We start from the raw sequence: 19,304 nt of genomic DNA on the forward strand, positions 1-19,304 counted from the left end.
TAAATACGTGAAATGATGAAAGTTTATATTCTTGAAGATGAGCATAATATCTATTTGTATATTAAGTCTTTATTAGATGCGATACCCTATGTTCAAATAGTAGGGTATAGTCCATCCATTGCTCAGGCAGAGCGCGAATTGCCCATATCCAATCCGGATCTTATTTTAGCTGATATTCAATTAAAAGACGGATCAAGTCTATCCTTTCTTTCAGAGCTGAAATTGGACATTAATACCATTTTTATAACGGCTTTTAACCAGTATGCCATAGAAGCACTCAACATAGGTGCAATTGCGTATTTATTAAAGCCTCTTGTTCCGGAGCAATTTATCGAAGCAATTGAAAAATGTTATAAGAAAAATACAGAATTTAGATTCAACAGTATGCAGTTAAGCATGGCTGAAAACTATCTAAAGTCTCCTAACAGACCTCGGAAAATAGCGTTGCGTACATTTGAATATACCCAGATCGTCAATATTGATGATATTCTATATTGCCATGGCGACAAAGGTTATACCACATTCTATATCAAAGACAACAAACCTATGATGGTTTCAAAAGTCCTCAAACATTTTGAAACCATGCTTCCAGAATCAGATTTTATCCGTTGTCATCAATCTTATTTAGTAAATGCAAACTATATAAAAAAGTATTATAAAGATGGGCAGATTGAAATGTCTGATGGTAAAATGATCCCCGTTGCGACAAGAAAAAAAGATGTTATCCAACAATTCCTGAATGAAATATAAGCCCTAAACCAGCACATACCTTTTACATCAGCTTTATTACTAAAAAATGTAGCAGTATTCTTTATTGCTAAAATATTTAGTATTATATTTGTTTGTTATTAAATAGGAGGGGCTATGATGTTAGAAGATAAACAGGCTTTGATCAGCAAGCTTAAAAGGGATCTGCTTGCCTGGCAGGGGGTACCTGAAAGGTCAAGTGATGAAATTGCTATGGATTTGGGACCTTTGGAAAAAGCTTTTCCAAATGGTACTTTTCCCAAAGGTGTAATACATGAATTTGTTAGTTTTAGCCGTATGGATAGTGCTGCATCCTGTGGATTTATCGTTGGTATCCTTGGAAAACTGATGCAAAATGCCGGGATTTGTATTTGGATAAGCTCGGTACAAACCGTATTTCCGTCTGCAATCAGCACATTTGGGGCCGACCCTGCATCGATTATTTTTGTTTCCATGAAGCAGCAAAAAGATGTTTTATGGGCGATGGAAGAAGCGTTGAAATGTCCTGGTATAACAGCAGTATTAGCCGAAATACACCAACTGGATTTTGTTCAGTCAAGGCGGCTTCAACTTGCTGTAGAAAAAAGTAAAGTTACGGGTTTTATCCTCCAACATAATCCAAAGCTATTGTTGGCCACCACTTGTGCCGCACGTTGGAAAGTCACTTCTTTGCCTAGTCAATCGGAGGAAGGGTTACCCGGTATTGGCAACCCCTGTTGGAATGTCGAGCTGCTTAAAGTAAGAAATGGTACAGCAGCCAAAGGAAAAATAGTTTGGACTCCGAAGGGCTTTAAAATATTCTCCAACAAGGATGTCGAGTCAAAAAATTGGAACTATAATTATCAAAATCTTGGTTAGTCATGAAAAAAAGATTTGCGTCATTATGGTTTCGTTACTTAAAAACAGATTGGTTTACTGTGTGTAAACCACATTTGCAAGATATTCCCTTTGTTTTGTCGATCGTAGTTCAAGGAAAACTGATCGTTAGTGCGCATAATTTACTAGCAGAGCAAGCGGGCGTATATTCGGGTATGGCCATAGCGGATGCGCGGGCATTTATTCCATCACTTAAAATTATCCATGAACAAGCAGGACTGTCTGATAAATTACTCCATTTTATAGCTGGTTGGTGCATAAGGTATACACCGCAGGTTTCGATAGATGAACCCGATGGGATTATGTTAGATATCAGTGGTTGTGCCCATCTTTGGGGCGGAGAATTTGCTTATTTAACACATATTGCCTCTACATTTAAATACCATGGTTATACTGTCCGCATAGGTATTGCTGATACCATTGGTGCCGCCTGGGCGATAGCGCATTTTGGATCTGATGATAGTATTATAAAAGAACAGGGCCAATTGGAGGCTCTTCTGCCTTTACATCCAGCAGCATTACGGTTGGAAGATATTCAATTGAAGAGGTTGCAAGCGCTTGGATTACAGTCTATAGGGAGTTTTGCTCACATGCCCCGGGCAGTTTTGCGCAGGAGATTTGGCGCTAGTTTGCTGCTTCGACTAGATCAGGCCATGGGATTAGAGAACGAATTTATTATTCCTATAAAGTCTATTTTACCATATGAAGAGCGTTTACCTTGTCTTGAGCCAATATGTACACCAAATGGTATTGCATTGGCTTTAGAAGATTTAATAAATAAGTTGTGCAAACGATTGTCGGGTGAAGGTAAAGGATTACGGGCAGCCGAATTGGACTGTCATCGGGTAGATGGAAAAATAGAGACAATTACTATTGAAACAAGTCGTGCTACAGCTCAGGTAAAACATATTCTTCAGTTATTTGAAATAAAAATTCCACAAATTGAACCCGCATTGGGCATTGAATTATTTACGCTGGGTGCATCCAAAGTAGAGGCAGCAGATCCTGTTCAGGAAAATCTTTGGGACAATCGAATTGGACTCAAAAGTCCATTGGTTACCGAACTTTTAGATCGTTTAAAAAGCAGAGATTCCAGTTGTGAAATACTACGGTATGTTCCATCTGCACACTATTGGCCTGAACGATCCATGAAAATAGCTGCTTCTATGGATGAGGTCGTAACTGCTGAATGGCAAACCGAGCGTCCACGTCCGACACGACTATTAAAGGTTCCCGAGCGTATTATAGTCACAGCACCTATACCCGATTATCCTCCCTTACTGTTCCGCTATAAGGGAGATACCTATAATATCAGAAAAGCAGATGGTCCCGAACGTATTGAGCGTGAATGGTGGATTGATCCAGGTGAACATCGGGATTACTATGCCGTGGAAGATCTACAAGGCCGGCGGTTTTGGCTGTATCGATCTGGACATTACGGCGGACAGGCAGATGAATGGTTTTTACATGGCTTTTTTGCATAAAGATGAATTATTGTGAATTACAGATAACAAGTAATTTCAGTTTTCTCGAAGGTGCCTCACACCCCGAAGAATTGATTGAACAAGCGGCTCAATTGGGCTATCATGCTGTAGCAGTAACTGACCGTAATAGCCTTGCTGGTATTGTTCGTGCACATATAGCGGCCAAAAAAGCCGGTATACGACTTATTCCTGCCTGTCGCTTGGACTTACAAGATGGCCCTAGCTTACTGGCATACCCGACAGATAAAGAGGCTTATGGTCGACTTTCAACATTATTAACTGTTGGGAACTTAAGGACTGAAAAAGGCAGATGTGCGTTGTATAAAAAAGATGTGTTTCAATATGCTGAGGGAATTATGTTTATTATTTGTCCACCTGAAAAATTGGTGGCTGGTTTTGAGCTAGATCCTTTTTTTATTGAATTTGTACAGCAATGTCAACAGTTCCTCCAGGGCTTTCTTAGTCTAGGTATTAAAAAACTCTATCGTGGAGATGATTCAAAACTATTGTTTAGAATAAATCAACTGGGTAAACAATGCGATATTCCACTTGTTGTTGTCGGCGATGTATATTATCATATACCCGAAAGACGTGAATTGCAGGATATTTTAACATGTATCCGTCAAAAATGTACGATACAAACTGCTGGGTTTAATTTGCATCCCAATGCGGAGCGCTATCTAAAGTCAATCACTGAAGTTGAACGCTTGTTTAGGGGGTATCCAGAGGCTATCGAACAGAGTGTAAAAATTGCCAATGCTTGTCATTTTTCCTTAGATGATTTGAAATATGTATATCCAGATGAGTTATCTTCTAATGGGCGAACGACGCAGGAGGAATTAACCTATCTAACTTGGGAAGGAGCCAAGAAAAAATTTGACGGTGATATCCCCGATAGCATTCGGGAAACGATTCAAATGGAACTTGATTTTATCGAGCGTAAAAATTATGCTTCTTATTTTTTGACGGTATATGATTATGTTCGATTTGCCAAAGAAAAAGGAATTTTATGTCAGGGGCGAGGTTCAGCGGCAAATTCTACGGTTTGTTACTGTTTAGGAATTACCTCGGTAGATCCCTCTAAATATAGGCTTCTTTTTGCACGATTCATGTCCGATGCGCGCGATGAACCACCAGATATAGATGTCGACTTTGAGCATGAGCGTCGTGAGGAAGTAATCCAATATATTTATGAGAAATATGGACGCAATCGAGCTGCCATTGTGGCTACAGTCACACAAGTACGTTCAAAAGGAGCTATACGTGATGTTGGTAAGGCCATGGGACTATCTTTAGATGCTGTAGGGCGCTTAGCAGGCATAGTAAGTAGTCATTGGGATGATGTTATCAATTTGGAGCGTTTGGTTGAACAGGGCTTTAATCCCGATGACCAGCATCTGAGAAAAGTGCTGGAGTTGACGCATCAATATATTGGATTTCCGAGGCAATTGGGCCAGCATACTGGTGGGTTTGTAATTACACAAGGTAATTTACATGAACTCTGTCCTTTAATAAATGCTCGAATGGATAATCGAACCAATCTCGAATGGAATAAAGATGATCTGGAAGCTCTCGGTTTTCTGAAAGTAGATGTACTGACTTTGGGAATGTTGACCTGTATCCGTAAGGCTTTTGAACTCGCAAAAAAACATTACGGAAAAGAGCTTACACTCGCCGATATTGGGGCAAATGACGATGAAGCAGTTTACGATATGATCTGCCATGCGGATACCTTAGGTGTATTTCAGATCGAAAGCCGAGCCCAGATGTCGATGTTACCACGATTAAAACCACGAAAATTTTATGATTTGGTCATTGAAGTGGCTATAGTACGCCCGGGACCTATACAAGGGGATATGGTGCATCCCTATTTACGTCGTCGAAATAAAGAAGAAAATGTTGATTATCCTAGTCAAGAGATCGAAGCTATTCTTAAAAAAACCTTAGGAGTTCCTCTTTTTCAGGAGCAGGCCATGGAAATTGCTATCGTTGCAGCGGGATTTACACCTGCAGAAGCCGACGAGTTGAGGCGTAGTATGGCAACATTCAAATCTAAAGGGCAGGTATCTTCTTTTCACAAAAAAATGGTCGATGGCATGGTCAAAAAAAACTATTCAGAAGAATTTGCCAATCGAGTCTTTAAGCAACTGGAAGGATTCGGTAGTTATGGTTTTCCAGAGAGCCATGCCGCATCTTTTGCATTACTGGTATATGTGTCCTCATGGCTTAAGTATTATTATCCCGATATTTTTGCTGCATCCTTATTGAATAGTCAGCCGATGGGCTTTTATCAGCCCGCTCAAATTGTTATTGATGCACAGAAACATGGTGTAATGGTACATCCTATTGATGTAAATTATTCAACCTGGGACAATACTTTAAAGGGTGAGATGGGTAAACCGCATGCCCTTCAATTGGGGTTACGCCAAATCAAAGGATTTTCCATGGAAGAGGCTGTTGTGCTAATTACTGGTCGGCACAACGGATTTTCATCCATTATAGGAATGATGGACGTCGGATTATCGCTTGCGACCTTAGAAAAGTTAGCGCATGCAGATGCGTTTAGGTCGCTGCATATGGACCGCCGGCAAGCACTTTGGGAGATTACAGCATTAGGTGATCGGCCAATTGAATTATTTAAAGGGCAAGCTTCTGAAAGTATAACCGAGGGACAGATCCAGTTACCATTGCTTACGGAAAGTCAGCATGTAGTTGCAGACTATGCAAAAACATCGCTATCCATTAAAGCACATCCGGTGAGCTTCTTGCGTGGAAAGCTAGATCTTCTCCATGTAGTGCCGACAGCAAAATTGGGAGGGATAAAAAATGATATGCCGATAAAGATATGTGGATTAATTACCGTTCGGCAACGCCCAGGAACCTCTAAAGGTGTTTTATTTATCACTATTGAAGATGATACAGGTTTTGCAAATATTGTGGTTTGGAGTACTGTGTTTGAAAAATATCGGAAAGAGATCCTTCGGGCAAAGCTCCTTATGATCGCTGGTAAAATTCAAGCTGAAGGAGAAGTTATTCATGTCATTGCTCAGCGCTGCTTTGATATGTCTGGATTGTTAAAGGATCTAACAGCAGAAAATGATAATGCTGCAGGCGTTTTTCATAAAGGAAGAAATTTTCATTGATCTCTCCCTTATTAATCTCATTTTTGAAGTAAATGCATTTACTCCGCGTAGGTAGCAAGCATTCTAATCTATAGGAAATTAAAAGATATGATCAAAAATATTCTCGTAAATACGATTGAAATTGATAAAGCCACTATTCGGGAATTCATTAAACAGGGCGATGTAAATAGTGCTATTGATCTGATTGCCATACAAGCGAATGTAACGTATAAAACTGCCCGTGATATTGTAGAGATGTTTAAAGAAGACCAGATTGATCTTTTTGATGGTAAAGACCTATTTCTGGTGGATTACGATCTAGTAGCTCATAGCAATGATATTAAAACTGCAAATCCCAAGGCATCTTCTTTTTTGGAAGTTGAAACAAATGAGAGTGGCCGAACCAGTATTTGGAAGTCATTTTTAATATTTTCTGTCCTTGCCCTATTGGCTTTTGTTATCTTAAATTACGTTGTGGGTTTTAACCAAATAGGGCACCATATTTCAGAATTTACGCAGTTATTTGATAAAAGTGCCGGCTCATCTGCCATTGATGCTGATACATCCAAACAAAAAGTTTTACGAGCGGGTGGTGTCACTCGGGTTGCAGATGTGGAAGACTTATATCCCGTCGATACCAACCTTCTGCCCTTTGACTTGAGGGCCGCAGAAATAGAGCGAATAAATCGTGCTCAGTTGGATCAATTGAGACCGGCGAAGCATTCACCAACGGATGAAAATGCGCAACGTGCTTTAATTCAACTTACAAATGGGCATTTGACAGACGTTATTGGTCAGCAAAAATTAACTGTAAAAATAGGAACGTGTTATGAAAATTCGACCAGGAAAGATAAGCAAGCTTGCGTGAGTTGTATGATATTACTTTATAATAGGGAAAAGAAAAACTGGCAAGAAGCTCCCAATGGTGAAAATTTTCTGCGTAATGCCTATGATTTTTATTTGCCCAGCGGTTCTGGTCAATGGGAAGCGAGCCCGCTGAGCATGTCCATTCCCTATGATTATGCTTTGGTAAACAAATATAAGGCAATGGAGTAACTACTTTAATTTTCTGCAAGATATGGTAAGTATAATGCTGAACTAAACTATGTTCTATTTTACTTTTTAGAAGGTAAACATGCTACTGCACACACGACACTCAACAGCAATATGACCGATATTGACATTGAGTAGCCATAGGATGAGGAGATATGCTGCCAACCAAAAAAATTGCTTTCTTTTTGATGGAGAAATACACCAACAATACAAGCAATGCCTAGGCAGATCGATAATTGTTGTATGGTAAGATAAACGGCAGTGGCGTCAGCAATTAATCTCTCATTGAGATCTTTTAAAGCAAGTGTCATTAATGCGGGCAATACACTGCCACAGCCAATACCATAAAAAAAGAAGAGTGCATGTAATTGATCATGATCTAAAAACTGTGTATTGAAAATAAAAAGATGAGACAACAAGCCCAAAATCATAATTCCTAATCCATTAAGTATAACTATTTTTCCATAACGCTGTATTAATCTACTTACAATAACGCTAGCGAGTACATAACCCATGCCTTGGTAAATAAAGGCAATTCCAGTCATTGTAGACGTATAATTTTTTTGATTTTGAAGGTAATTGGAATTAATGATAAAGTAGGCATCCTGAACCATATAATAAGCTAATGCAGCGAGAAGCCCTATGTTGAAAATCCGATTGTTGAATAGGAAGAAATTTAGTAGGGTAGGATAACCTTTTTGTTGTAGTTTTCGTTGCTTTTTTAGAAACAATAAAACGAAAAAAAGTGTTCCTCCCAACAGGAATTGTGACCACAACGGCCATTTCAACTCCGGACCCATGATTAATGGAAAAATTATCCCCATCAAAAGTGCAAACAATGTGAGCATTGGCATAAAAGAGATCGAAGACTTTACACTGGAATCATCTTTAGGCGTATACCGATATATAGCAAAGAAGGCAAGAAATCCAATAGGTACATTGATTAAAAAGATAAGGCGCCAGCTTTCGTTTATCCAGGTTTGATCCGGGAGTATTCCACCCAATAACTGACCTATCACCGAAGCAATACCTGCTATACTTCCATAGATGCCCAATGCCATGGATCTCTTTTCTGGATTTTCAAATAGTAAAGTGATCAGTGCAATACCCTGTGGAACCATCAATCCAGCACTAATTCCCTGGGCCAGCCTTCCGAGCAATAAGGCGTAGAGATTGCTTGAAACACCACATAAAAAAGAAGCGAGGGTAAAACCAGCCATTCCAACTAAATATAACTTTTTCTTTCCATAACGATTGCCGGCATTGCCGGCATAAATCAAAATACTTGCGTAACCAACAATATAAAGTACAATAATCCATTGCGTATCACTATTACTTAAGTGTAGCGCATGTTGAATGTTCGGAAGGGAAACATTCAAAATAAAAAGGTCGATGACGAAAAGAAATACAGCAGTTGAAAGAAACAAAATATGAAGTAGATCTTTAATTTGAAAGCTCATATAGAAAGTTTTTAATATTTTTACGGCTAAAAATAGTTTGGATATTTTTTTAAGTCAAGTAGTTACAAATTATGTACTTGGTATGTTTTTATGAACTAATGGTTAGTATCAGGTGATTATGAATGAAAAAAAAAGTGAAAATTTTGGCGCTTGTTGTGATGTCAATGGAATTTTTAAGATAATAGGTGGAAAATGGAAGGTATTGCTCATTAAAGCTATAGCGAAACAATGTCCCAAAAGATTTGGTGAGCTTAGGCGTGAAATGGAAGATTTGGCGCAAACGACATTGACTGTTCAGCTGCGCGAGCTCGAACGTGACGGAATTTTATGTAGACAGATTTATGCCGAATCTCCGCCACGGGTAGAATACAAACTCAGCGAGTTGGGAAAAACTTTATTGCCGGTCATCGAACGTCTTGATGAGTGGTGGGCAAGTTACCAGGGCGAAAGGGGATAGATGGAAAACGAATACAATAATCGAATTAATTCCAACTGCCTTTTTGAGCACGTATATACCGGAATGATTTGAAATGCTTACGACGTCTTGCTTATAGCAAGACGTCTTCATCAGTGGTTCCTTTAGATAATAAGTCGGAAATACTCCGCAGTGTTCTTTGAGAAATTTCTGTTAACGCTTCAGTGGTGAAGAAAGCCTGATGTGCGGTTACCAAAACATTAGGATAACTCATTAATAGTTGTATGGTCTCATCTTCAATAATTGTCGTTGATAAATCTTTAAAAAACAATTTTTCCTCCTGTTCATACACATCAATACCCAGTAGTCCAATCTTACGCTCTTTAAGCGCTTTGAGAACATCATTGGTATTAATTAAGTTACCTCTACTTGTATTAATAATTGTAACGCCATACTTCATCTTATCCAATGATTCCTTATTAATCAGATAGTGGTTGTCGGGAGTGAGCGGACAATGAAGAGAAATGATGTCTGATTCCTTAAAGACCTCATCCAACGATTTATAATCGACGCCTTTTGCTGCAAGCTCAGGATCTGGATATAAATCATAGGCAATTACATTCGCGCCAAACCCTAAGGCGATTTTGATAAAAGCCTTTCCAATTTTTCCAGTGCCAATTACCCCAATTTTTTTCTGATAAAGATTGAAGCCCAAAAGTCCATGCAATGCGAAATTTTGCTCCCTAACCCGATTATAAGCTTTATGCGTTTTACGATTTAATGTCAATAACATGGCCATTGTATGTTCAGCAACTGCTTCGGGAGAATAAGCAGGAACTCGACACACTTTTATTCCAAACTCCCGTGCCGCCTCTAAATCAACATTATTAAAGCCCGCACAGCGCAAGGCTATCAACTCAACGCTTTTTTCAGCAAGTACTTCGATAACTTGTCGGTTTAGTTTATCATTGACAAATGCACAGATTACCTTCTCGTCTTCAATAGCATTCACAATGTGTGGCCCTAGATGCGTTTCATAAAAATTAAATTGAAAGCCATAGGTACTGTTTTCCTTTTCAAAGAATAACTTGTCATATGGTTTTGTGGAAAAGAAGGCGATTTTCATAAATTGTTTGCTGCGTATTAGTATACTATAAATATACAGTATAAATTAGTTAATTGGGGGATATACCAGCGGTTTAATTTACTCCATTCACATTAAACTATTGCACTTAGCGTGTTAAGACTATTAAATAATAAGTTGAACAATATCTTGGTGAATACTTGAAATCAACATGCTAAAGCATGCTATGAATTGAAATCAATGCTAATTAATTTTTGCAGTCTTGTAGTTGTGCGTCTACAACGACTTTTGTTTTTTTTTCTAAACTTTGTCGTACTATGAAGTACTAAAATTAAAGCCCCTATGAAGAACGAAAAGAAGAGAATGACGATAATAGTATTTTAGAAGGATTTAAGGTAGGCACCAATGATTATATTAAAAAACCTATTTCTCCGTATGAGCTGATATCGCGTATACGGTTAAGGATAGGTCATGCTGAATCAACGGTTGTGAGCTATTTTGCTCGTATCTATCCGTAGGATAAATTTTTATATGATGTGGAAGTGTATGTTAGGTCTATTGTCATTGGTAACGATAGTGCAAGCACAAGAGCGAATTACATTAGTTGAGTATGGGAAAACAGATTATATCATTCAAGCGGATATAGACAATCCTGTTTCAATGCAAGCCGCTGGTGTTATCAAATCTTACACAAAAGAAAGTACGGGTGCAGACTATGCTATACAAGCTAAAGTTGATGTTTCGGATGCTATTATCCTAGAAAGCCTACCCATAACGGAATCCTTTCCTGAGGATAGTTATTCTATTGATGTTGTGGGAAAGACGATTTGGATTAAGGGGAGTGGCAAAGGAGTGCTATTTGCGGCATACCGTTATGTAAGGGATATCATTGGCGGAAGAAAATGGTATGCAGGTCATGAAAACACCTATATTCCTAAGTCTACTAGTTTATATGTAGCTGCAGATCTAAAAATTTTTTCAAAACCAAGTTTTCAGTATAGAGAGGTCTACTTCCCTGTAGAACTGGATCAGGAATACATGGATTGGTATGGGCTACATTATTTGGAAGACAAATGGGGGGATTGGGGACACACGGCCAGTAAAATATTGCCACCATCGATTTATTTTAAAAGTCATCCCGAGTATTATTCTCTATTTGATGGGAAGCGCCAGCCGGCTCAGCTTTGCCTCTCTAATGAAGATGTCTTTACACATACCGTTGTTTACTTTAAGCGCAGGATGGTTGAAAATCCGAAGGCTATTTATTGGTCTATTGCGGCTAATGATGATAGGGGAAGCTGTACGTGCGATCGTTGTCAGGCTATAGATAAGCGCGAAGGGGGACCGCAAGGCTCATTGATACACTTTGTAAACCGGGTAGCCGCAATTTTTCCAGATAAGAAATTCACGACATTGGCTTATCTTGAAACGGCCAATGCACCTGCACATTTATGTGTTGCAGATAATGTGTCAGTTATACTAAGTAATATTGATGCTTTCCGGAAAAATGATATCACTGTTGAATCCTCGGCTGCAACTTTCAGAAGGCAATTGAGCGCTTGGAAATCCAAAGCTAAACATGTCTTTGTATGGGATTATTTGACCCAGTTTACCAATTATCTTGCACCATTTCCAATTCAAGGAACGATGCAGAAAAGTCTACATTATTTGAAAACACAAGGGGTAGAAGGCATCTTTTTACAGGGCGGTGGAGGGACTTATAGTGATATGGCGGAGCTAAATGCCTATGTTTTGGCCAATCTTGCCTGGGATACGAACGTTCGCTCAGAAGATCAATTGATGAATGAATTTATCGAGGGCTATTACGGTAAGGCCGGGCCTTTTGTGAAAGCATACCTTAAACAGCGAAGAGGTCGTTTGCCTGGGCCGTCCTCTGCTCTGTCGATTTATGGAAATCCAATTGATAATAGAATTGATTTTTTAAGTCCAGAGGCCATGGATCAATATAGGATGTTATTAGAAAAGGCAGAAGCTACCAGTAAGGATAATCCCTTATTGGCATCACGCGTTAGACGTATCCAATTGGGGCTGGATTATACCTATTTGCAGCAAGCAAGATTTTACGGCTCCCATGATCGTGGTATATTTGTGCGGGATGGTAATCGATGGGTAGCGAAACCAAGTGTAGCGCGCAGGGTCGCTCAATTCGTTGAAGATGCCAAAAGGCTAGGGGTAATAGAACTCGCCGAAGCTGGAGCATCGCCTGATAGTTATTCAAAAGAATGGACTGACATCTTCAATACCGGAGTTAGAATAAATAAAGCTTCAGAAGCAAGTATTACATCGAAAAATCCATTTGAACCATCATCCCCAGCAAATGGGTTAAAGACATTAACGGATAGCGTTCCGGGCTATTTGGATTATAGTTACAATTGGCTATTGTGGAATGGTAAGCCAATGGATATTACTTTCCACTTTAAACAACCAACACAAATAGATACAATCGAACTCAATTTTCTGAAAGATGCCCGGCATTGGATATTTCCACCAAACGAATTACATATTTCTGTCGCTATAAATGGGAAAGATTTTCGAGAAGTATCCGTTCAGAAGCATGCATCCATGAAAGAAGATTATAAGGTGGATAAAGTCCGATATCAAACATCAATAAATAGCAAGGTTACTGCTATTCATATTTATGCTGTCCCATTTAGAAAATTACCGCTATGGCGTAATCATCCCACAAAGCATCCACTGATGGCGTGTGATGAAATTTGGTTATACTGATCGGTTGAAATACTTTATTTAATTTCCAATAGTTGTAGATATTGTTCTACAATAAATATTTTGCGACTTTAACTTTATATGGATAGTGGTTAAATTAGAGTTAACTAAGTTGTAAATAGAATGCTATGGAAATTAAAACATCTTCAAAATTTTTCGCTGAACTAATTGGGACATTTGGTTTAGTGCTTTTTGGTTGCGGTGCCGCAGCGATTGCAGGAGCCAATACCACGGGGGGGCTCTCTGGTCTTGGTCTGTTGGGCATCTCCGTGGCTTTCGGTCTTTCGGTAGTCGTTTTTGCTTATGCGATTGGAGGGCTATCGGGATGCCACATCAATCCAGCCGTGACTGTTGGTGTGTTATTGGCAGGACGTCTGTCTGCCAAACATGCGGTTGTGTATATTGTTGCTCAATTTAGTGGTGCGCTTTTGGCCGCTTTGGTTTTGCAACAGATTTTATTGGGGCAGTTGGCTGGATTTACAGCAGGTGAATGGGCCTTTGGCTCCAATGGCTGGGGGAAGGGGTATCAAAATGAATATGGTACACCTTCAGCCTTTCTAATTGAATCCGTGTTAACCTTTCTCTTTGTATTTGTTATATTGGTAACGACATCGAAATTTGGCAACAGCACCATGGCTGGACTTGCCATCGGTTTTACACTTTTATTAATTCACTTAGTTGCTATTCCAGTGACGGGAACATCCGTTAACCCAGCCCGTTCGTTTGGTCCAGCTGTTTTAGCTGGAGGGCAAGCATTGTCTCAACTATGGCTGTTTATTGTTGCACCACTCGTAGGGGCCATCGCTGCAGCTGCAGTATGGCGAGTTTTGGAGCCCAAAGATTAGTTTATTCCGCTTTCATTTAACGAGTTTTATAGGCAGGCATCTACGTATTAAACTCGTTAAATGAAAGTAGAACGTTGCTGGCAATAAACCTATCTGAAATTCGATAGGTCAGTAATAAAGTTCACCACCTGTTCCTCTTCGGTAGCCCAAGAGGTAATTAGGCGAATAGCAGCATTATCATGATCTATTTCTTTCCAAATGTAAAACTGATATTTTTGACTCAATACCTGAATGAGAGACTTTGGTAAAATAGGGAATAGCTGGTTTGTAGTGGAATCAGTTAAAAACGAGTAGCCCTTTTCTTTAATTGCTTTGGTGATTTGCATCGCATATGAATTTGCTTTTTGCGCTAGTTGAAAATACAAATTATCTTTAAACAATTCGAGAAACTGAACGGATAACACACGACCTTTGGCTAGTAAAGCACCTTTTTGTTTGATCGCATAATCGAAATCCATCGCCAATTCGGACTTATTGAAAATGACAGCCTCTCCTAAAAGCGCACCGTTTTTTGTACCTCCAATATAGAATACATCACAATATTTTCCAAGATCTGATAGCGCTAAATCATTGTTTTCCGCTGTCAATGCATGTCCTAAACGGGCACCATCCAGATAGAGTAGCAAGTGATGTTGCTGACAACATCCGAATAACGCCTGTAGTTCTACCAAGGTATAAATTGTCCCAATTTCTGTAGAATTTGAAATATAAACTATTCGTGGTTTTACCACGTGTGGCGCTAAAGCATGCTCTTTCAATGTTCTTATGATATCGTCAGGAGTTAATTTTCCATTTATAGTTTCTATGGCAATAACTTTATGCCCAGTTGCTTCAATAGCACCAGTTTCATTGGCAGATATATGTCCAGTCTTTGCACTAATGACGGCTTCATGAACGCGTAAGAGAAACGATAGTACCAATAGATTGGTCTGTGTCCCTCCAGATAAAAAATAAACGGAGGCTAGTTCATTAGCTATCTTTCTCTTTAAAATGGCTTTTGCTTCTTTAGCATATTCATCCTCTCCATACCCAGGTTGCTGTATGAGATTTGTTTCAATAAGTTTATCTAAGATGCGGGGATGCGCCCCTTCTGAATAATCGTTTTTAAAACTATACATAGATTTATTTTTTAGTTGACCTGCTCTTAACTATTTTGTTCTAACTGTTACTAGCATTAGCAATGAATTTTGACCGAATCAAATGTATAAATACATTACCGTTTTTTTATAATCTTAACCTTGAAAAAGATTTCTTTTTGAACCACTATAGCTGCATTTTTGAAAACGAATGACTAAATTGGCTAGCGATTGTAAATCACTTGTTTATCTATATTAAATTATGAAAAGAGTTGTATTTGTTGGAAGTATCTTGCTGGCATTTGGAATGGGCTATGCTTTCAATACCGTTAAGCATTTAAACCAGTCTGCCGAACTTAAAAGAGTAACTGGTATAGGTGGATTTTTCTTTAAGAGTAAAGATCCAAAAAAACTGAGAGCATGGTACGCGCAACATTTAGGTATCACTACCAATTCCTATGGCGGTGTATTTGAATGGTATCAAGGAGCAGATAGTACAAAAAAAGCATTTACTCAATGGAGTCCTTTTAAGGAAAGCACAGCCTATTTTGACCCTTCGGAAAAGGATTTTATGATTAATTACCGCGTGGAAGATATTGAACTTTTAGTCGAAGAATTGAAGAAGGAGGGGGTTACCGTTCTTGATAATATCGAAGCATTTGACTATGGCAAATTTGTTCATATCATGGACATTGAAGGAAACAAAATAGAGCTTTGGCAACCGAATGATATGGTTTACGAAAAGATGGGAATTGATATGGGAGTCACAACTATAAAATAAGCTATTTTAGTCACGTACAGTAAGAACCGATTTTAACATGAGATGCCTAACGCAATCGAGAGACGTAGCTGCGATAGTCCCCAAACAATAAGCGACTAGATCTGACCATACGAATCCCTGGCCAAATGCAAGACGTAACAGCACATTGGTTCTTATCCATAAAAAGAACGGAGATTGTATGAGTTGTAAAAATTCGATCGTAAAACAGAATAAGACAGTGATGATGCTGGAAAAGAGTATTGATTTTTTAATAAATATAAAGCGTGATAGCCAGTATACCATCACAGCATAGAGGACATCACCGCATATCGGTGGTATTACCACTATTTTTCGGGACAACAGACCGAGAATGATAGTTGCTATGGCTAGAACAAGGTACTGAATATTTGTAATTTTTTTCATCACGATAATAGGGGCCTAGTTTATTGCCTTAAATAGGAGACCGTTGGAACAGCATTCCCGAAAATCTTCTTGTTTCCTTTTGTCACTACAAATTCACCATGTAATGCTATCGTACTGGCAATTGAAAAAATCACATTGGTGTCGGTTTGAGGATGTATTGTAGCGAGTAGTTGTTTGTTTTGATCAAATATCTGAAGCTGGTTGACCAGCTTCTGGTTGATTTCCATGGAATGTATTGTCGCTAGTGGAATAGTTTTGGGAATTTTTTTCGAGCTCTGAATGGATAAATTCTTACTGTCGACCTGTATATCGATTTTAGGATTAATGAATTGCAGGAGGATAATAAGTGGTCCAATTACAACTACCGTGACCAATATGCCTAAACCTTTCGCGGAACCGAAATTATTTGCCGCATCGGCAAGCCCATTTATACCACCAAAAAAGACATAAAGGACCACAATTAATACTGCTAAATAACCTAATCCGAACATTAAGCCCTTTTTTACATGATGTGATTTAAATTGAAAAGTCTTCATAAAATGCGCCTTTAATTTTTCGATGTTTTTTATTAAAGATATTTATATTTATGTAATCAGACAGATTAGTTATACATATTTTTTAATTTTATTATAGGCAACATTGGAGAGTATCATTGAGATTAAGCGAACTAACTTGTTAAAGAAGTCGGATTATTTTCTATTATTGAATTATACAGTATGCTCAATCCTCGGGATTGTCAGTATATTTTGGGATTGGCAAGCGAGCATTGGTCCTTTGATAGGTACGATTTTGGTCGTTGTTTTAGCAATACTTTTTTCAGTAATTTTATTAAAAGTTACTAATCGGTCTTATCACCATACTAAGAATGACTAGAGTTGTTATTTAAGAAATTTGCGTACCATTGCCCAGAAGATTTTATAATACGCTGTTGATTTTTGAAATCAACATAAACAAGTCCAAATCTTGGACGATAGCCCTCTGCCCACTCAAAATTGTCAAGAAAAGTCCATACAAAATACCCTTTGATATTTACATTTTCCTGTTTTGCACGATAAATTTGTTGTAAAGCGTCCTGTAAATAGGTAACTCTTTTTGGATCATGAACGATACCATTTTCTACTTGGTCGGCAAACGCCGCTCCATTCTCCGTGACTATTAAAGGGGGCATATTAGGATATGTACTAAATTTTTTAAGCATATAGTAGATGGAAGCTGGGTAAACCTCCCAATTCATTTCGGTCATTTCAACTTTACGCTCTTTCGCAGATACTATTTTCGCTCGAAGATAAGGAACAAACATTGCGTATCGTATAACTTCCCGTGTATAATTTTGTACCCCTATGAAGTCCATGTTAAATTTCAAATCTTTTTCATCATTCACTTGAATGTACTTTTCGATTCTATTCAGGATTTTAATCTCTTCTGTCGGATAGCCCATACCTAAAAGCGGCTCTATAAAGAGACGATTCAGCAATACATCTGCTTTTTTTGCCGCTACGATATCCTTATCTCTTAAAGAAAAAGGTTCTACATGAGAACAGGAGAATGTGGTGCCAACATGACTATCAGCTTGTATTGATTTAATGATTCGCCCTCCCTGTGCCTGTGCTAAAGCAGCATGATGGACTGCAGCCAAAAAATTGCCCAAGCCTCTTCTTTCCGGCGCATGTACACCAAAGAAATAGCCCGCGGCAGTGAAGACAGTAGGCTCATTGAGCACCATCCAGTTCTTGACACGATCGCCATAGGTTTGCACACATTTGGAAACGAATTCTCCAAACCAATCTTTCACCTCACGGTTTACCCACCCACCTTTTTTCTCTAATGCATGCGGTAGATCCCAATGATACAATGTAATCCATGGAGTAATTCCAAGTTCAAGAGATAGATCAATTAGGCGGTCATAAAAATCCAGACCTCTTTGATTTACTTCGCCTATTCCGTTTGGAAATATACGGCTCCATGATAAAGAAAATCTGTAATTAGGAATATGCATTCCCTTCATCAGATATAAATCATGGACATACCGATTGTAAAAATCACAGGCTTCATTACCATGTTGATTTTGGAATACGCGATTCTTTTTTTGTACGAACACATCCCATATTGACGGCCCTTTCCCATGCAAGTCGTGAGCCCCTTCAATCTGGTAGGCAGCTGTGGAAACTCCCCATATAAAATCTTCGCCAAAGGCGTCTTTGGTTAAAAGCATGTATGATAATATAATTATTGGATCTTAATGTCAATTCTTTTAAACCATTAAGTTTTGTAAAATCTTAACGGTGAATAAAATGAACTGAATTGACCCAAAAAGATTCTAAATAAAATCCGCCCGACAAAATAGCTTATTGTTTTCATAATACATACGTTAATCTCTTTTAACTTCAGTAACTATCGTACTATAAAGTAACAAAACTTATATGAAGTCGATGTGAACGAAAGATTAAATATCACGACAATAAGTGATTCGATCAGCTGGCAGAAAAGAACTATTTGATTTCAAATTCCGTAAATATCGTTCTCTTGAATTCTAAAACTTCTGGTGTAATTTTGAAGCCATCACCACCATATCCCTTATTGAATGTCTCTAAAGCCATTCCTGTTCGATATTGGTTTGATTCGTTTGACGCGCTTCCATCATTGGACAAATACAACAGTTTCCCAATTTTAATATCAGCCCGAGAAGCAAGTTTTTTTGCAGATTTTAAAGCGTCATCATACGCAATGAGGTCGGCTTCTCTCAAAATACTGTCTGCTTTAGAGTGACCGAAAGAAATAGATCCAATTCCACTTATTTTAGTTTCTAACAGTTTTCCTGTCAATTCGGTGAATTTAGATAAATCATGTAAAACGAAATCGATTGTTTGCTGCGCCTGGTAACCTACAAATTTATTGGTATTAGCAACATATTGATAGTCTTTGTTGGCCGAAACACTACTTGTTTTAATATCTTCTTTCTCATTCTCGTATTTTTGCAGCAAAGCTATTACCGTGTCGACAGTGGCTTGCGTCTCTCGTACAGCATCTACCATCCTTGGTTTTGTAAAAGCCGTATTGATTGTTAAGGTTACTTGATCTGGCATGATTCTGATCTTTCCCTCACCACTGACACGAATTCTATTTTGATTGTCATTGGATATTTTACCGCAGGAAGATAAAAATATGGTTCCGCTTAAGCCGATTAGAAAGATATAAATGAATTGCTTTTTCATAC

The 19,304-nt window shown here is 38.5% G+C and carries 16 protein-coding genes; 9 read left to right on the forward strand and 7 right to left on the reverse strand.

The features are described 5' to 3' along the window. Positions 1–12: 12 nt before the first annotated feature. From B2W36_RS03315 to B2W36_RS03335, 5 genes are all read left to right on the forward strand, one after another. Positions 13–750, forward strand: a complete 738-nt coding sequence (locus B2W36_RS03315; RefSeq protein ID WP_293883043.1) for a LytR/AlgR family response regulator transcription factor — start codon at positions 13–15, stop codon at positions 748–750. A 114-nt stretch (positions 751–864) separates the two neighbouring features. Further along, on the forward strand, positions 865–1,605 hold the full coding sequence (locus tag B2W36_RS03320; protein WP_293883046.1) for an ImuA family protein: 741 nt from the start codon (positions 865–867) through the stop codon (positions 1,603–1,605). A 2-nt stretch (positions 1,606–1,607) separates the two neighbouring features. Then, entirely contained in the window at positions 1,608–3,107 is a 1,500-nt protein-coding gene (locus tag B2W36_RS03325) for a Y-family DNA polymerase (protein ID WP_293883049.1), read from the forward strand. 2 nt (positions 3,108–3,109) lie between these two features. Beyond that, on the forward strand, positions 3,110–6,250 hold the full coding sequence (locus tag B2W36_RS03330; protein WP_293886455.1) for an error-prone DNA polymerase: 3,141 nt from the start codon (positions 3,110–3,112) through the stop codon (positions 6,248–6,250). 87 nt (positions 6,251–6,337) lie between these two features. Then, positions 6,338–7,285 carry a hypothetical protein gene (locus tag B2W36_RS03335; protein WP_293883053.1) on the forward strand — a complete coding sequence of 316 codons (948 nt, stop codon included), beginning with the start codon at positions 6,338–6,340 and terminating at the stop codon, positions 7,283–7,285. 59 nt (positions 7,286–7,344) lie between these two features. Here the strand turns inward: B2W36_RS03335 and B2W36_RS03340 are convergent, their stop codons facing one another. Next, positions 7,345–8,742: an MFS transporter gene (locus B2W36_RS03340; protein WP_293883056.1), complete on the reverse strand. Its 1,398-nt coding sequence runs from the start codon at positions 8,740–8,742 to the stop codon at positions 7,345–7,347. Between the two features lie 118 nt (positions 8,743–8,860). Here B2W36_RS03340 and B2W36_RS03345 point away from each other — a divergent pair, with 118 nt between their 5' ends. Further along, positions 8,861–9,199, forward strand: coding sequence for a winged helix-turn-helix transcriptional regulator (locus tag B2W36_RS03345; RefSeq protein WP_209579264.1), 339 nt, complete (start codon positions 8,861–8,863; stop codon positions 9,197–9,199). 91 nt (positions 9,200–9,290) lie between these two features. Here B2W36_RS03345 and B2W36_RS03350 read toward each other — a convergent pair whose 3' ends face one another. Then, positions 9,291–10,283, reverse strand: a complete 993-nt coding sequence (locus B2W36_RS03350; protein ID WP_293883062.1) for a 2-hydroxyacid dehydrogenase — start codon at positions 10,281–10,283, stop codon at positions 9,291–9,293. Positions 10,284–10,772: 489 nt separating this feature from the next. On the opposite strand from B2W36_RS03350, the gene B2W36_RS03355 reads away from it, so the two are divergent. Beyond that, the gene (locus tag B2W36_RS03355) at positions 10,773–12,989 is read left to right on the forward strand and encodes a DUF4838 domain-containing protein (protein WP_293883064.1); all 2,217 of its coding nucleotides are present in this window, start codon (positions 10,773–10,775) and stop codon (positions 12,987–12,989) included. Between the two features lie 125 nt (positions 12,990–13,114). Continuing rightward, positions 13,115–13,831: an MIP family channel protein gene (locus B2W36_RS03360; protein WP_293883066.1), complete on the forward strand. Its 717-nt coding sequence runs from the start codon at positions 13,115–13,117 to the stop codon at positions 13,829–13,831. 89 nt (positions 13,832–13,920) lie between these two features. On the opposite strand, the gene B2W36_RS03365 is transcribed toward B2W36_RS03360, so the two are convergent. Further along, the gene (locus B2W36_RS03365; protein ID WP_209579268.1) at positions 13,921–14,949 is read right to left on the reverse strand and encodes a threonine aldolase family protein; all 1,029 of its coding nucleotides are present in this window, start codon (positions 14,947–14,949) and stop codon (positions 13,921–13,923) included. Positions 14,950–15,169: 220 nt separating this feature from the next. Between B2W36_RS03365 and B2W36_RS03370 the strand changes: the two genes are divergently transcribed. Next, positions 15,170–15,688: a VOC family protein gene (locus B2W36_RS03370; RefSeq protein ID WP_293883069.1), complete on the forward strand. Its 519-nt coding sequence runs from the start codon at positions 15,170–15,172 to the stop codon at positions 15,686–15,688. 6 nt (positions 15,689–15,694) lie between these two features. Here B2W36_RS03370 and B2W36_RS22615 read toward each other — a convergent pair whose 3' ends face one another. From B2W36_RS22615 to B2W36_RS03385, 4 genes are all read right to left on the reverse strand, one after another. After that, positions 15,695–16,090, reverse strand: a complete 396-nt coding sequence (locus tag B2W36_RS22615) for a DUF2809 domain-containing protein (RefSeq protein ID WP_409530110.1) — start codon at positions 16,088–16,090, stop codon at positions 15,695–15,697. 20 nt (positions 16,091–16,110) lie between these two features. Next, complete coding sequence (locus B2W36_RS03375) at positions 16,111–16,626, reverse strand: hypothetical protein (protein WP_293883071.1); 516 nt, start codon at positions 16,624–16,626, stop codon at positions 16,111–16,113. A 323-nt stretch (positions 16,627–16,949) separates the two neighbouring features. After that, the gene (locus tag B2W36_RS03380) at positions 16,950–18,302 is read right to left on the reverse strand and encodes a GH1 family beta-glucosidase (protein WP_293883074.1); all 1,353 of its coding nucleotides are present in this window, start codon (positions 18,300–18,302) and stop codon (positions 16,950–16,952) included. A 277-nt stretch (positions 18,303–18,579) separates the two neighbouring features. Further along, a complete protein-coding gene (locus tag B2W36_RS03385) occupies positions 18,580–19,302 on the reverse strand; it encodes an SIMPL domain-containing protein (RefSeq protein WP_293883077.1) in 723 nt (240 codons plus the stop codon). Positions 19,303–19,304: the final 2 nt, after the last annotated feature.

This window comes from Sphingobacterium sp. UBA3549, assembly GCF_002376635.1.
Taxonomy (GTDB): Bacteria; Bacteroidota; Bacteroidia; order Sphingobacteriales; family Sphingobacteriaceae; genus Sphingobacterium.

Excerpts from the sequence above, each read along its gene's own strand:
- B2W36_RS03315 (WP_293883043.1), top strand. The coding sequence starts at position 13 with ATGATGAAAGTTTATATTCTTGAAGATGAGCATAATATCTATTTGTAT.
- B2W36_RS03320 (WP_293883046.1), top strand. The coding sequence starts at position 865 with ATGATGTTAGAAGATAAACAGGCTTTGATCAGCAAGCTTAAAAGGGAT.
- B2W36_RS03325 (WP_293883049.1), top strand. The coding sequence starts at position 1,608 with ATGAAAAAAAGATTTGCGTCATTATGGTTTCGTTACTTAAAAACAGAT.
- B2W36_RS03330 (WP_293886455.1), top strand. The coding sequence starts at position 3,110 with ATGAATTATTGTGAATTACAGATAACAAGTAATTTCAGTTTTCTCGAA.
- B2W36_RS03335 (WP_293883053.1), top strand. The coding sequence starts at position 6,338 with ATGATCAAAAATATTCTCGTAAATACGATTGAAATTGATAAAGCCACT.
- B2W36_RS03340 (WP_293883056.1), bottom strand. The coding sequence starts at position 8,742 with ATGAGCTTTCAAATTAAAGATCTACTTCATATTTTGTTTCTTTCAACT.
- B2W36_RS03345 (WP_209579264.1), top strand. The coding sequence starts at position 8,861 with ATGAATGAAAAAAAAAGTGAAAATTTTGGCGCTTGTTGTGATGTCAAT.
- B2W36_RS03350 (WP_293883062.1), bottom strand. The coding sequence starts at position 10,283 with ATGAAAATCGCCTTCTTTTCCACAAAACCATATGACAAGTTATTCTTT.
- B2W36_RS03355 (WP_293883064.1), top strand. The coding sequence starts at position 10,773 with ATGATGTGGAAGTGTATGTTAGGTCTATTGTCATTGGTAACGATAGTG.
- B2W36_RS03360 (WP_293883066.1), top strand. The coding sequence starts at position 13,115 with ATGGAAATTAAAACATCTTCAAAATTTTTCGCTGAACTAATTGGGACA.
- B2W36_RS03365 (WP_209579268.1), bottom strand. The coding sequence starts at position 14,949 with ATGTATAGTTTTAAAAACGATTATTCAGAAGGGGCGCATCCCCGCATC.
- B2W36_RS03370 (WP_293883069.1), top strand. The coding sequence starts at position 15,170 with ATGAAAAGAGTTGTATTTGTTGGAAGTATCTTGCTGGCATTTGGAATG.
- B2W36_RS22615 (WP_409530110.1), bottom strand. The coding sequence starts at position 16,090 with ATGAAAAAAATTACAAATATTCAGTACCTTGTTCTAGCCATAGCAACT.
- B2W36_RS03375 (WP_293883071.1), bottom strand. The coding sequence starts at position 16,626 with ATGAAGACTTTTCAATTTAAATCACATCATGTAAAAAAGGGCTTAATG.
- B2W36_RS03380 (WP_293883074.1), bottom strand. The coding sequence starts at position 18,302 with ATGCTTTTAACCAAAGACGCCTTTGGCGAAGATTTTATATGGGGAGTT.
- B2W36_RS03385 (WP_293883077.1), bottom strand. The coding sequence starts at position 19,302 with ATGAAAAAGCAATTCATTTATATCTTTCTAATCGGCTTAAGCGGAACC.